Source organism: Taibaiella helva (genome assembly GCF_003545695.1).
GTDB classification, from domain to species: Bacteria; Bacteroidota; Bacteroidia; order Chitinophagales; family Chitinophagaceae; genus Taibaiella; species Taibaiella helva.
In genome coordinates, this window is the sequence record NZ_QUZZ01000004.1 from 338,166 (window position 1) to 352,208 (window position 14,043).

13 protein-coding genes are annotated in these 14,043 nt (G+C 51.9%); 10 read left to right on the forward strand and 3 right to left on the reverse strand.

Annotated features, from left to right (window positions below; all coding sequences use genetic code 11):
- Positions 1 to 91: 91 nt before the first annotated feature.
- The 7 genes from mutL (at position 92) to DZC79_RS09370 (ending at position 6,597) form a co-directional block, all read left to right on the forward strand.
- Positions 92 to 1,930 (forward strand): DNA mismatch repair endonuclease MutL, encoded by a 1,839-nt coding sequence (mutL, locus tag DZC79_RS09340; RefSeq protein ID WP_118951287.1) that lies wholly within the window; start codon positions 92 to 94, stop codon positions 1,928 to 1,930.
- A 323-nt stretch (positions 1,931 to 2,253) separates the two neighbouring features.
- Entirely contained in the window at positions 2,254 to 2,952 is a 699-nt protein-coding gene (locus tag DZC79_RS09345; protein ID WP_232831799.1) for a MotA/TolQ/ExbB proton channel family protein, read from the forward strand.
- A gap of 60 nt (positions 2,953 to 3,012) precedes the next feature.
- Positions 3,013 to 3,681, forward strand: a complete 669-nt coding sequence (locus tag DZC79_RS09350; protein WP_118951289.1) for an ExbD/TolR family protein — start codon at positions 3,013 to 3,015, stop codon at positions 3,679 to 3,681.
- Positions 3,682 to 3,723: 42 nt separating this feature from the next.
- A complete protein-coding gene (locus DZC79_RS09355; RefSeq protein WP_118951290.1) occupies positions 3,724 to 4,278 on the forward strand; it encodes an ExbD/TolR family protein in 555 nt (184 codons plus the stop codon).
- Positions 4,279 to 4,337: 59 nt separating this feature from the next.
- Positions 4,338 to 5,147, forward strand: coding sequence for an energy transducer TonB (locus DZC79_RS09360; RefSeq protein ID WP_118951291.1), 810 nt, complete (start codon positions 4,338 to 4,340; stop codon positions 5,145 to 5,147).
- Positions 5,148 to 5,261: 114 nt separating this feature from the next.
- Positions 5,262 to 5,888 carry an OmpH family outer membrane protein gene (locus DZC79_RS09365; protein ID WP_118951292.1) on the forward strand — a complete coding sequence of 209 codons (627 nt, stop codon included), beginning with the start codon at positions 5,262 to 5,264 and terminating at the stop codon, positions 5,886 to 5,888.
- Positions 5,889 to 6,057: 169 nt separating this feature from the next.
- Positions 6,058 to 6,597, forward strand: coding sequence for a C40 family peptidase (locus DZC79_RS09370; protein WP_118951293.1), 540 nt, complete (start codon positions 6,058 to 6,060; stop codon positions 6,595 to 6,597).
- Positions 6,598 to 6,722: 125 nt separating this feature from the next.
- Here the strand turns inward: DZC79_RS09370 and DZC79_RS09375 are convergent, their stop codons facing one another.
- The 3 genes from DZC79_RS09375 to DZC79_RS09385 all read right to left on the reverse strand — a co-directional run bounded on the left by DZC79_RS09375 (position 6,723) and on the right by DZC79_RS09385 (position 10,703).
- Positions 6,723 to 6,953 (reverse strand): hypothetical protein, encoded by a 231-nt coding sequence (locus tag DZC79_RS09375; protein ID WP_118951294.1) that lies wholly within the window; start codon positions 6,951 to 6,953, stop codon positions 6,723 to 6,725.
- Between the two features lie 347 nt (positions 6,954 to 7,300).
- Positions 7,301 to 8,812, reverse strand: coding sequence for a bifunctional phosphoribosylaminoimidazolecarboxamide formyltransferase/IMP cyclohydrolase (purH, locus tag DZC79_RS09380; RefSeq protein ID WP_118951295.1), 1,512 nt, complete (start codon positions 8,810 to 8,812; stop codon positions 7,301 to 7,303).
- Between the two features lie 247 nt (positions 8,813 to 9,059).
- Complete coding sequence (locus DZC79_RS09385) at positions 9,060 to 10,703, reverse strand: T9SS type A sorting domain-containing protein (RefSeq protein ID WP_118951296.1); 1,644 nt, start codon at positions 10,701 to 10,703, stop codon at positions 9,060 to 9,062.
- Between the two features lie 192 nt (positions 10,704 to 10,895).
- Between DZC79_RS09385 and DZC79_RS09390 the strand changes: the two genes are divergently transcribed.
- Genes DZC79_RS09390 through lpxD form a run of 3 tightly spaced genes read left to right on the forward strand, consistent with a single transcriptional unit; the run spans position 10,896 to position 13,920 of the window.
- Entirely contained in the window at positions 10,896 to 12,122 is a 1,227-nt protein-coding gene (locus DZC79_RS09390) for an HD domain-containing protein (protein ID WP_118951297.1), read from the forward strand.
- A gap of 22 nt (positions 12,123 to 12,144) precedes the next feature.
- Entirely contained in the window at positions 12,145 to 12,855 is a 711-nt protein-coding gene (locus tag DZC79_RS09395; protein WP_118951500.1) for a YqjF family protein, read from the forward strand.
- 12 nt (positions 12,856 to 12,867) lie between these two features.
- Positions 12,868 to 13,920 (forward strand): UDP-3-O-(3-hydroxymyristoyl)glucosamine N-acyltransferase, encoded by a 1,053-nt coding sequence (gene lpxD, locus DZC79_RS09400; RefSeq protein ID WP_118951298.1) that lies wholly within the window; start codon positions 12,868 to 12,870, stop codon positions 13,918 to 13,920.
- Positions 13,921 to 14,043: the final 123 nt, after the last annotated feature.

Genomic DNA, 14,043 nt, shown 5'->3' on the forward strand with positions numbered 1-14,043 from the left:
GAGCGCTTTGTGCGGCTTTTCTTAATTTCGCTTTCCGCATTCCCGAAGAAGAAAGCGGAATCTTATTTATCCTTTTTTTAAATTCTGATCAGTGCCCGATATTATTCAATTGCTGCCCGACCACCTGGCCAACCAGATCGCGGCAGGAGAAGTGATCCAGCGGCCGGCCTCCGCCGTAAAAGAGCTGCTGGAAAACGCTATAGATGCCGGGGCAACAGAGATCCAGCTGATCATCAAGGATGCCGGCAAAGAGCTGATCCAGGTTGTGGACAACGGCAAAGGCATGAGCCCTATGGATGCCCGCATGAGCTTTGAACGGCATGCTACTTCAAAGATCCGGCATATCGACGACCTGTTCTCCATACGTACTATGGGCTTCCGCGGCGAAGCCCTGGCTTCTATTGCGGCTGTAGCGCAGGTAGACCTCAAAACCAGGCCGCAACTGGATGAGGTGGGCACCCACCTGGTGATCGAAGCCTCGGAGGTGCTGAAGCAGGAACCGGCAGCCTGCCCGCCCGGCACCAGCTTTTCCATCCGCAACCTGTTCTACAATGTGCCTGCCCGGCGGAAATTCCTGAAGTCAAATACCTCGGAATACAAGCACATCATCGATGAGTTTACGCGGGTAGCAATGGCCTTTCCCCATATCGCCTTCCGGCTGTTCCACAACAATGCCGAACAGTTCCGCCTGTCGGCCGGCAACCAGAAGACCCGCATTGTAGAGCTGCTGGGCAGTAAGGTAGAAAAGATGCTGGTCCCGGTAGAAGAAGATACGGAGCTGCTGCGCATACATGGCTTTATCGGCAAGCCCGAATCGGCGGCGCGCACCCGCGGCAACCAGTTCTTCTTTATCAACGGGCGCTTTATCCGCAATGCCTACCTGCATCATGCTGTAGCCACCGCTTTTGAAGGGCTGATCGACAAAGAGGCCTTTCCCTTCTATGTGCTGTTCCTGGAGCTGAATCCCGAGCGCGTGGATGTCAATGTGCATCCCACCAAGCAGGAGGTCAAATTTGACGACGACCGGCTCATCTATGCCTATTTACAATCGACAGTAAAGCATGCCCTGGCGCGGTTCAATATCGCACCATCGCTGGACTTTACGCTCAATACCGAGATCCAGAACCTGGAAGCCTTGCGCCTGCCGCAAAGCCCCGCGCAAAAGGACAATACCCGAGAGGGCTATCTTTACCAGTCCTTCAGCCAGGGCGGCAAGGCGCATTTCCTGGAGAAAAGCGATGACCGCCGGCAGTGGCAGGAACAGCGGGAGAAGCTGTTCAGTCCTTTGCCTTCGCTGCCCGATCTGCCGGAAATGCCTCCCGGCGCGGATACCGAAGCAGGGAAAATGCAAAGTGAGTTGTCATTTGACGAGGGCATTAACCATCAGCAGCCGGTGCTGCAATGGCGCGACTACCTGATCAGCACCATGAAATCGGGACTGCTGATCATGCACCAGAAGCGTGCCCTGGAGCGGATACAATATGAACGTCTACTGGAAAGGATCAACCACGAACATACGGTCACCCAGCAATTGCTGTTCCCTGCTACCCTGCAGCTGAGCCCTGCCGACGCAGCGCTGCTGGAAGAGCTGCTTCCATTTCTCCGCAAGCTGGGTTATGACATTTCGCCCTTCGGGAGTCATACCTACGCAGTACAGGGAGCGCCGCCCGATGTGCCGGCCGGCAGGGAGCAGACCTTGCTGGAGGAAATACTGGAACAGCTGAAGCATGAGGCCCAGCTTAAGGATCAGCAGCAGGAACGCCTGCTGCGCACGGTGGCCCGGCGCATGGCCCAACCCGGCCTGCTATCGGCAGAGGCGGCCGGGGCGCTGATAGACGAGCTGTTTGCCTGCAACCAGCCACAATACGCACCCGACGGGGCGCGTGTATTTACCGTGCTGCCACGGGAAGGACTGGAAAATTTATTATGAATAATTCATTTAGATTCAATTTGGGGATAGACGTATATACCCTTACATTTGACGTTAAATTAACTTAGTGGTAAATTTTCAGGTTGACATTTGTTTTTTTTGTTCAAAAACATAAATTTGCCGCGACTATTTTAAGTATCAATTTTTTAAAAACAACAATTGTAAAAAATCAGATTATGGCAGACGTAAAAACAGCCACAGCAAGACCATCAGGTACTCCTCCTCGTGCAGCGGGTAAACCCAAAAATTCAAACAACTTTTGGATCAATCTAGTGATAGTACTGGTGTGCGTTATCGTTGGTTGGTGTATCCGGATATTTGTTTTGGGCAATCCCGACAACTTCTCGGATGCAGAAAAGCATCACCCGAAAAACTTCCTGGGTAACATGTACATGGGTGGTTACATCGTTCCCTTCCTGATTGCCATGTTCCTGGTTATGCTCTCCTTCGTTATCGAAAGAGGAATTACAGTAATAAAAGCTAAAGGCAAGATCAACGGCGGTGAGTTCGTACGTAAAGTACAATATCACCTGGCCAACAAAAATATCGATGCTGCCCTGGCCGAGTGCGACAAGCAAAGCGGTTCTGTAGGTAACGTAATGAAAGCCGGCCTGCATAAGTACAAAGAAATGATCACCAACACCGAGCTCACTACCGATCAGAAGATCCTGAGCATCCAGAACGAGATCGAAGAAGCTACCGCACTGGAGCTGCCGATGCTGGAGAAAAACCTGGTGTTTCTGTCTACCATTACTTCCGCTGCAACCCTGCTGGGTCTGCTGGGTACGGTTGTAGGTATGATCACGGCATTCTCTTCTATGGCTGATGCCGGTGCTCCTGATACAGGTGGTCTGGCTGCCGGTATCTCCGAAGCTCTGTACAATACCGCACTGGGTATCGGTACTTCCTTCTGCGCAATGTTGGCCTATAACTTCTACACCACCCTGATCGATGGTGTGAACTATAGCATTGATGAAAGCGGATTTACATTAACACAAAGCTTTGCTGCCTCTTATAAATAAGAGCGGAAAAATTTTGTGGAAATGATTTCCTTCTTCGTCTAACATTAAATTTACCAGAAGATGCCTAAGATTAAACTGCCGCGTAAAAGCACGCATATAGACATGACCGCGATGTGCGACGTTGCGTTCCTGCTGCTGACGTTCTTTATGCTGGCTACCAAATTCAAACCCGACGAGCCTGTAGTGGTGACGACGCCTGCGTCCACATCCACCAAGCAGATTCCCGAGGGCTTTATGCAGATCACACTGGATAAGGACGGACGCGTATTCTTTGCTGTAGACAATGTCAATGCCAAAAGAGATATCATCAACCAGATCAATGATGATAAAAAACTGGGCCTTTCTGATATTGAAAAGCAGAATTTCGTGAACGGCTCCGGTGTGGGCGTTCCTTTTTCCCAGCTGAAGTCTTACCTCGCCCTGGCACCTAACCAGCGTGCGGAATATGATAAGAAAGCGCCCGGTATCCCTACCGATACTACCGGCGACTTTACTACCAACGAGCTGGCTTATTGGGTGCAAACCGCCCGCTACCACGTGGACAACGGCAAAGGCCGTATCGCGATCAAAGCGGATGGTAAAGCTTCCTATCCCAATATCAGCAAGGTGATCAGCACGCTGGGCAAGCAAAAGGTTTTCCGGTTCAGCTTCATTACCGATATGAAAGGCGTACCTCCGGGTACCGCCCTCGCTGCGGAAAGAGCCGGCCAGCCTGCTCCTGCAGAATAGCCTGAGTACATTCAATTTTAACTCAATTAAACAAATACAACCATGGCAGAAATAGAGGTAAAAGGCGGGAAAAAAGGTACCCCCCGAATTGACCTTACACCAATGGTGGATTTGGGATTCCTGCTGATCACCTTCTTCATGTTCACCACGACCATGTCGAAGCCGAAAGCGATGGAAATTCAGATGCCTTATAAGGACGAGAAGCTGAAGGACGAGGATAAGAACAAGATCAAAAACGACGAAGCCCTTACCCTGCTGCTCAGTAAAGATCACCGTATCTATTACTACAACGGTATCGGCGACGACCCGGCTAATCCTCCCCAGGTTCAGGTGACTTATTTCAAAGATAAAGACGGTATCCGCGATGTGCTGATCCAGAAGAAAAAAACAGTACAGAACCTCATCAGCCAGGGCGTGCTGGGCGCGAAAGATAAAGCGATCGTCCTCATTAAACCGGATGATAACAGCACTACCGCAGACCTGATCGATATCCTGGATGAAATGACCATCAATGCTATTCCCGTATATGCGGTGGTAGACATTACACCGGTGGACAAAGATTTTATTAAAGCAACTGAAGCTGCCAATCCCCAGTAAAGACCCTGTCTTTATGGAATCCCGGAGATTTCGCATCTTAAATTAAAGTAACATTCAACATGGATATTAATAAAATTTTAAACGCGGATTACCTTGATATCCTTTTTGAGGGAAGGAACAAGCAGTATGGTGGGTATGAGCTCCGCAAAAAGTATCAGAGACGCGCCGCGATTGCCGGTCTCATCTCTGTACTGGTGATCGGCGGCGTATTTGCGTCGACTATGATCAAACCCAAGGAGCCGCCTGCACCACCACCGCCTGTAATCAAGGATGTAAACCTGGCCGAACCGCCGCCGGTGGATCCGAAAAAGCCCCCGCCGCCGCCACCGGTTCAACCCCCTCCCCCGGTAAAGCCTACGGTTAAGTTTACCCCTCCTGTGATCAAGAAGAACGAGGAAGTAAAAGAAGAGGATAAGCCCGAACCGCCCAAGCCGGAAGAGAACAAAGTAGTAGGTCCGACAAACATCAAGGGCTCCGATAACCCTGATGCGATCGATCCGGGCTTGTCTACCCCGGGTACCGGTACCGGCAAAGCCGTAGAGGCCGGTCCTCCGCCCGACAAGATCTTTACTTCAGTAGAACAGATGCCCCAGCCGCCGTTTGACGTGCAAAAGTACCTGGCACAAAATATCCGTTACCCGGCAGCAGCCAAGGAAGATGGTATCCAGGGAAGGGTGGTTCTTCAGTTCGTAGTAGACCGCGACGGTAGCGTAACCAATATCGTGATCCAGCGTGACATCGGTGGCGGTTGTGGTAAAGAAGCGGAACGTGTAGTAAGGAGCATGCCGAAATGGAAACCCGGTAAACAGAATGGCCAGCCGGTAAGAGTATACTATACCCTGCCGGTGTCCTTCAAGCTGCAGGAATAATCATTGCAAATATGTTAAAGAAAAACCGCTCCCGAACAGGAGCGGTTTTTCTTTTGCTTCCCCCGGCGGAATCCGTTAAATTTGCCTCCATTCATTTTTCATCTAAACATTAATATGATCTCATTCAATCGCTTCCATAGCTTTATCGCCCTCGGGCTCTCTGCAGGCCTGCTCCTGGCATCCTGCGGCGACAAGAAAGGAACCACTACTGCAAAAACACCCGAAACCAAAGCTGCCGAGGCCCCGGCCACTACGCCCAGCGGCAAGATCGCTTATGTGAACCTGGATACGCTTGAAGTACGCTATGAATATTTCAAGCTGAGAAAAGCAGAGTTTGAAAAGAAAACAGCGGCTATGGAAGCCGAGGTAGAGAAGATGGCCCAGGGCCTGCAGAATGAATATGCTGCTTTTCAGAAGAAAGCACAGGCCGGCACCCTGACACAAGCCGAAGGCGAAGCCGGTCAGAAAAAGCTGGCCGCCATGCAGCAGAACATCGAAAGCCGGCGCCAGTCGCTGGGCGGACAATTGATGAAAGAGCAGGATGCCTTCAATAAAGAACTACAGCAGCGCCTCGACAACTACCTGGTCAAATACAATGCCGATAAGGGTTACGACTTTATCCTGTCTTATGTAAAGGGCGGCAATATCCTGTTTGCCAATAAAGCGCTGGACATTACCGAAGAGGTGATCAAAGGTATGAATGCTGAAGACAGCGCCAAGCCGGCCGATGCAGCAAAGTAGCGCTGCTATCCTGCAAAAACGTGTTTTATATTTATAGCAAGATGCTCTCCCAAAGACCCGGGGGAGCATCTTTTCATACCATCCTCCTCAACGCTGCAAGGGTTTCAAACCCATACAGCGCTGAGGAGTTAAGGGGATTTATAATAATTTTGCAAAAACCAGGAACGTTATGGCCCGCTACCTGCTTCCCTTTATTTTTTTCGCTGCGATCGTTTTTACCAGCTGCTCTCATTCCCGCAAGCTGGCCTCCGGCAATACAACCGAAGGCAGACGGACGCCCTTAACAGAAAAGGAGCTGCGCCAGAAATATGCCAGCCGTGTAGCCGCCTCGCCCGGCGATATCGACAACATCAGCCTGTACCGCTTTATCGATGACTGGTATGGCGTGCCTTACCGCTATGGCGGTACCGGCCGCAACGGCATCGACTGCTCGGCCTTTTCCACCAAACTCTATACAGCTGTCTACAGCACCAATATCCCACGCACGGCACAGCTGCAGTACGATTCCAGCAAGAAGATCAGGAAAGGAAAGCTGAAGGAAGGCGACCTGGTATTCTTCAACGAAGGGGGCCGCAAGATCACGCATGTAGGCGTGTACCTGCGCAATCATTATTTTGTACATGCCAGCACCGGTCGTGGGGTTATGATCAGCAATCTCGACGACGACTATTGGGAAGAACACTTTGTAAAAGGCGGAAAGATCAAATAAAGCGCTCCTTTAGCTTGCACTGACATCCCAAAAATACCCGCAGGCGGGATGCCCGTCTGCGGGTCGCTATCTAGCAGCAGCTACTACAATCAGGGGTTTATGGTATATTATTCGGCTTACCCAGCTCAATGGCTGCTGCAGACTGTACAGAAGCGCTGGCATTCAGGGGATTGAAGGCAGTAAGCACCGTCGGCAGCCTTTACCCGCCAATGCACCTTAAGGCCGTAGGGCGGCACCGTTTTGCCGGAAACGTTCTTAATCGTGTAATCGACACGGATATAATCCACACCCGGATAGCTTTCGTCGGGTTCATATATTTTGTCGATCGTCAGCTGGAAATCAGCGGCTGTCTGCACTGCCGGGGAATACCGGCTTTTCAGGATTTTAAACCCACAATAAGCGGGGAGCTGTCCCCTGCCATATATTTACGTTCAGCGATAAAGAATGGAAAACCCCGAGGTCACAAATTGCGACCTCAAGTCGGGAGGCTCCGCTACAGACCTGATGCTTTTATCGAGCAAGGCGTGGCTATGCTATCCCGTATCCTCAATAGGTCAGGGAATATGCGCTTACCCAAAGGCAATGCCACAGGTATCGGCAATATATTTGCTGTATGAAAGAGCTTGTAAAAAGATATTCCATAAAGCAAAAGAGAGCAACGGGAATCGTTGCTCTCTTTTGCTGTTGTAGTTTCGTTATTTGATCAATGCCTGAAGTGACGCATGCCGGTAATGACCAGGGCCATGCCGTTGGCCTGGCAGAAGGCCACAGTATCCTTGTCGCGGATAGAGCCACCAGGCTGTATTACAGCGTCGACACCGGCTTCCCGGGCCATCTTCACGCAGTCGTCGAAAGGGAAGAAAGCATCGGAAGCCATTACAGCGCCTTTAAGATCGAAGCCAAAGCTGGAGGCCTTTTCCAGCGCGTGACGCAGCGCATCGACGCGGCTGGTCTGGCCGCAGCCTTTACCAAGCAGCTGGCGGTCTTTCACCAGGGCGATGGCATTTGACTTCAGGTGCTTGCAAATGATGTTGGCGAAGATGAGATCCTTCTTTTGCGCTTCGGTAGCGGGCTGTGCACCTTCCTCTTTCCACTCGCTGTAATTGCCCTGGTCAGCATCCTGGGTAAGGGTACCGCCCAATACATTCTTAAAAATGGTCTTCGTATTCAGCGGGGCTTTCTGCTGCAGCAGGATACGGTTCTTTTTCGTCTTCAGAATATCCAGCGCTTCTGTGGTAAAGCCGGGCGCCAGCAGGATCTCGAAGAACAGCTCATTGATCTTCTGTGCCGCTGTTGCGTCGATCTCTTTGTTGGTAGCCAGCACGCCACCGAAGGCGCTCTCGGGATCTCCCGCCAGGGCTGCATCCCAGGCTTCGCTCAGGCTGCTACGCTGGGCTACGCCGCAAACATTGGTATGCTTGATGATAGCAAATACCGGCTCAGCGCCGGTTTCAAACTCAGCCATCAGCTGGGCGGCTGCATCCACATCGACCAGGTTGTTGTAGGAAAGCTCCTTACCGTTCAGCTGATCAAACAATTCTTCCAGGCGACCGTAGAAAACACCCTGCTGGTGCGGGTTTTCGCCGTAGCGCAGTACCTGGCGACCATGGAAGGGAGGAACGATGGTCCCATTAAAATAGTTATTGATGGCGATGTCGTAATTCATCACCACGTAGAAAGCTTTTGCAGCAAAGGCCCGGCGCTGTTCCAACGTGGTGCTGCCGTTCTGCTCTTTCAGCAGCGCTTCCAGCGCGGCATAGTCTTCCTTGGCGGCGATCACGGTCAGGTCCTTATGGTTCTTGGCCGCGGCACGGATCATGGAAGGACCGCCGATATCGATCTTCTCGATGATCTGCTGCTCTTCGCCGGTATTTTTTACTGTTTCTTCAAAAGGATATAGGTCTACGATCACGAGGTCGATCTCCGGGATCTTGTATTGCTTCATTTCTTCCAGGTCCTGTGCCAGCTCACGGCGCCCCAGTATACCACCGAATACGGAAGGGTGCAGGGTTTTTACCCTTCCGCCCAGTATAGAGGGATAAGTGGTCACCTCTTCCACGGGCACGCAACGGACGCCGAGGTCTTCGACAAACTTTTGGGTACCTCCGGTGGAGTAAATGGTCACGCCCAGGCGGTCCAGTTCTTTCACAATGGGCTCCAGTCCGTCTTTGTAGAATACGGAGATCAGCGCAGATTTGATTTGCTTTTGTGACATCAGGAAAATAATGAAAATTTAAGAATGAAGGCGCAAAGTTCCGAAATGCGGAGAATTTATGCAAATACCACTTATGCAGGGTGAAATAACACGGCCCTGAACTGGTTCGGGAATACTGCAGCCTTATTCCGGCTTAAATGGCTCTGGTGGTATACAATACAAACGCCGCCGGAAATTCCGGCGGCGGCCGCGGGTGAGCAGATACTTGCATGCGAGCGATCTACATACCCGGCACTTATATGAGCCCTTATTGTTTCGTAACCATTTGCGCCCCGATCTTTTTGTTGTTGAACGAGCTGTTCAGCAGGTAGATACCGGGAGCCAGGCTGCTCACTTCGCCAACCTTCACCTGGTGCGTACCTTTATCCAGCGTTGCCTGGTATTGCCATACCTTGTGGCCGGTCATATCAAACAGCTGCAGGTCCAGCGCACCGCTGCCGGGAAGCGTCACCGTAGCGGTCATATCATCGCGGAAAGGATTGGGATAGGTCGCAATGCTGGCAGCAGCAATGCTTTTTTCAATTCCCGCAGCCGGGGCACCGCCTTTGAATACAGGATTGTTCCATTGATGGAAGGCATGGTGCAGCTGATAATTGCCGGTGACATTGTTATAATCGAAATAGGAAGCGTACAGGAAGCCCGGCGAAAAATTGAAATCGCTGGTCTTGCTCAGGGCAATGCCGGTGGTATTGCGATACCAGATGTTAAAGAAGGGATATTTATTGGGCGTAAAAGCATTGGGCAAAGCCATATAATCGGGTGCGCTGAGCAAAGTCGTTCCGTCCGCCGACATTTCCATAGCGATATAGCCATGAGTAGCCATGTTATCGGAGGCATACCAGGCTACCGTGATCTGGCCCGTAGAACCGCCGAAAGAACCGGAGCCGTAGTGCAGGGAGGGGGAATAAGCTTCGTACCAGGGCATAGTAGACTGGTTACCGAAGGTCGCACCATCGTTGACACAAACGGTATTGGCGGAGAACGAAGTGGCATAATCGCGGTACCGTACCATCACTTTCTGACCATCGGTGAAGGTATAGGCCCAGTTCGGCGTATTGTTGTTATAGTCCGGGCAATCCAGCACGATATGAGAGGCTATGGTTCCGGCCGAATAGACATCTTCGACCAACGGGCTTACCGTGCCGGTACTGGACAGCAGCACATTCCGGTCGATAGTGGATTCGGTAATGGTACCGGCACCGGCATCGTAATAGGCATAATTTACATACACGGTACCATTCCTGGGAAGCAGCGCGATATCGGGTCCGGTCGCATTTGCGGTACCGCTCAGCGTAAGCACATTACCCCAGGTACCGTTGTGGCAGGCCTGGGTCTGTATACCGACGCCGGGATATTCCCATACGATAGCCGCAGCATACTGGCTGTAGCTGTCCATGCGGATACGGCCATAGTTGGTCGAATTGGACAATTGAACGCTTGAGATCAGTACGGGAGCCGCTGTGGGGACAATGGGCACCGGCACTTCGTATATATCCAGGAAGTGTCCCACACCGAGCTTGTAGTACACCACCAGGTAGTTAAACCGGCCGGTAGTAGAATTATAAATGATGCCGGTTCCGAGATCGGCGATACCGGTGTAGGCAAAGGAACCCTGACCTGCGATCGCAGTAGGGTTCCCGATAGCAGTATACTGCCATATAAATTCGCTGGGTACGCCATTGAGCGGCAGTCCCCAGCCGGAAAGGTAGACATCAAGGCCACTCAGCTGAATGGAATAGTTAGATACATTCATGGGCCTGATGACAGAAGGGCTTCCATAGGTAAACTCCTGAGCTGCAGGAGCGGAAAATGCCGGTTGTGCCTGTGTCCAGGTAGCATTAGCGGTGAGCAGGGCGCCTCCCAGCGCCAGGGTCTTTAACGATTTCAGCATAGTTGATGTTTTAGTTTGGCAGTTAAATACAGAATCCGGTAAAAATGCGGTATCTGCGCCGGTCACTGTGCTGCTTTTTCAGGAAGGACCGCTTATTCTTCATTTTCCCCTTTATATATTTCATTTCTGCATTTCAAAGAGGCCGCTTATAATTTACCGCGATGTAAAACATCTCTGTTACTTTTGCAGCCTATGCGTGGCAAAATCATCAATGACCCGGTATATGGCTTTATCCGGTTTCCCGAAAAAGAACTGATGCAGGTAATCGAGCATCCCTGGTTCCAGCGGCTGCGCCGGATCAAGCAGATGGGCATGGCACACCTGGTTTATCCCGGTGCGGTGCATACCCGCTTTCATCACTCGCTGGGCGCTGCACACCTGATGAATATTGCGCTTGCCGAGCTGAACAGCAAAGGGATCGATATCAGCAGGGAGGAATGTATCGCAGCACGGCTGGCCATACTGATGCACGATATCGGGCACGGTCCTTTCTCCCACGGCCTCGAGCATACCATCGTTCATGGCATATCGCACGAGGGCATATCCAAAATGATCATGCAGCGGCTGAATGAGCGTTTCGACGGCCTGCTCACTGAAGCCATATCCATTTTTGAAAATACCCATCCCAAAACCTTCCTTCACCAGCTGGTATCGAGCCAGCTGGATATGGACCGCATGGATTACCTCAACCGCGACAGCTTCTATACAGGTGTTTCGGAGGGTGTGATCGGCTACGACCGCATCCTGCAGATGCTTACGGTAAAGGACGGCAACCTGGTCGTAGAGGAAAAAGGTATTCATTCGGTAGAAAAATTCATTATCGCCCGCCGGCTTATGTACTGGCAGGTGTACCTGCACAAGACGGTGCTGGGTGCCGAGCAGCTCATCATTAATATTCTGCGGCGGGCCAGGCAGCTGGCACAATCCGGCACGCAGCTGTTCGCCACGCCTGCCCTGCATTTTTTCCTGTATGAAAAAATAACCGGCAGCGATTTTGCGGCCGATCCCTCGGTGCTCGACAAATTCTGCCTGCTTGATGATGCCGATATTGCAGCCTCCATTAAAGTATGGGCAGCCCATCCCGATCCGGTGCTGTCCCGTCTGTGCACCATGATGCTGGACCGCCGGCTCTATAAGGTAAAGCTGAGCACCCAGCCGCTTACAGAAGAGTTCCTGCAGATGCAGCAGCATGTTGCGGCTTCGGGAAAAATAAACAAGAACGAATTGCCGTTTTATTTATTTGAAGGCAGTACCAGCAACAGCACCTACAACCAGAACGACGAGCGGATCAACATCCTGATGAAAAAAGGCGATGTGGTCAATATTTCGCAGGTCGACAATGCCCTTATCGGCTCCGACCTTACGGTACCCGTAGAGAAATTCTATATTTGCAGTGTTCCACCGGAAAGCACGCTTTGAACCTAACCTGTATACCCCGGATATGACCACGACCTTTCTCGATGCCGCGTGGCGCAAGCTGATCATGGCCAATTACGCGGTCGATCCGGCGCTGCTCGCCCCGCACCTGCCTTACGGCACAGCGCTGGACCGGTACCAGGGCACCTGCTATCTCAGCCTGGTCGGCTTTATGTTCCAGGATACAAGGGTGCGCGGATGGAAGATACCGTTTCATGTCGATTTTGAAGAAGTGAACCTACGCTTTTATGTAAGGCGGCAACAGGGGGAGAGCTGGAAAAGAGGCGTTGTTTTTTTAAAGGAGATCGTGCCGCGCCGCGCATTAAGCTTCGTGGCCCGGGCGGTATACGGCGAGCCTTATGTGACCCTGCCTATGAGCCATACCTGGCTGCACAACGAAACACAATGGACCGTAGCTTACCAATGGGGCAAGGGCCTGCGCCATCGCCTGCAGGTGGTTACGGGCAATACCCCCCGCGATATTGCCGCCGGCAGCGAAGAAGAATTCATTGCCGAGCATTACTGGGGCTATACCCGCCTGGCAGCACACAAAACAGCAGAGTATGAAGTCGCCCATCCGCGCTGGCAGGTGTACGATACCAAAGATCACCTTATCGAGGTGAATTTCGGGGAGCTCTACGGCGCTAAATTTGACTTTTTAAAAGAGGAGCAACCGCTGTCCGTATTCCTGGCAGAGGGCTCCGCCATACAAGTAAAAAAAGGAATTACCCTATAACAAACAACACACATGCAATTTACCGCTGCACAGATTGCCGCACTGATCGGAGCAAAGGTCGAGGGCGATGCCAACGTTTCCATTTCCGATATTGCCAAAATAGAGGAGGGCAGGCAGGGAGCGCTCAGCTTCGTTGCCAATCCTAAGTACGAACCTTATTTATACGAAACAAAAGCGTCCATCGTTATCGTTAACGATGCGCTGCAGCTGGAGAAGCCCGTGACGGCTACGCTGCTGCGCGTACCCGATGCCTACGCAGCCTTTGCCGTTCTGCTGGAAAAATACAACGAGTTCCTGACTGCCGGTACGGCTAAGAAAGGCATAGAGCAACCTTCTTTCATCAGCGAATCGGCACGGCTGGGCGCCGATGTATATGTAGGCGCTTTCGCCTACATCGGGAACAAAGTAACCCTGGGCGACCGCGTGAAGGTCTATCCGGGCGCCTATATCGGCGACGGGGTTACCATTGGCGACGATACGGTGATCCATGCCGGAGTCAAGATCTATCATCAATGTCGCCTGGGCCGGCAGGTGATCATACATGCCGGCACGGTGATCGGCGCCGATGGCTTCGGCTTCGCTCCGCAGGCCGACGGCACGTACAAAAAGGTACCTCAGCTGGGCAATGTCGAGATCGAAGACCAGGTGGAGATCGGCGCCAATACCACCATCGACCGCGCTACCATGGGCTCTACCCTCATCCGTCGCGGTGTGAAGCTCGATAACCTGATCCAGGTCGCCCACAATGTGGAAATCGGCGAGCATACGGTGATCGCTGCGCAAACCGGTATCTCGGGCAGCACCAGGATCGGTCGCCAATGCATGATCGGCGGACAGGTGGGCATTGTAGGACATATACAAATTGCTGACAACACGCGTATTAACGCACAAAGCGGCCTTTCCAAATCCATTACGCAGCCAGGCACGGCCGTGAACGGCACCCCCGCCTTCGACTATAAAAGTTGCTTGAAAAGTCAGGCAATTTTCAGAAATTTGCCCGATTGGGTACAAAGGATCCAGCAACTGGAGGATCGCCTCGATGCCGGTTTGGTTAAAGAAGGTTAATACTTTAATAATATTAGCATTTGGGTTATCTTTGCCGCCCATAATAGCCGGGGGCTATACCAATGACCAGCAGGTAAGGCGCAGCTATACCGGCTGGAAGCGGTGCCTACTGCCAAATTATTC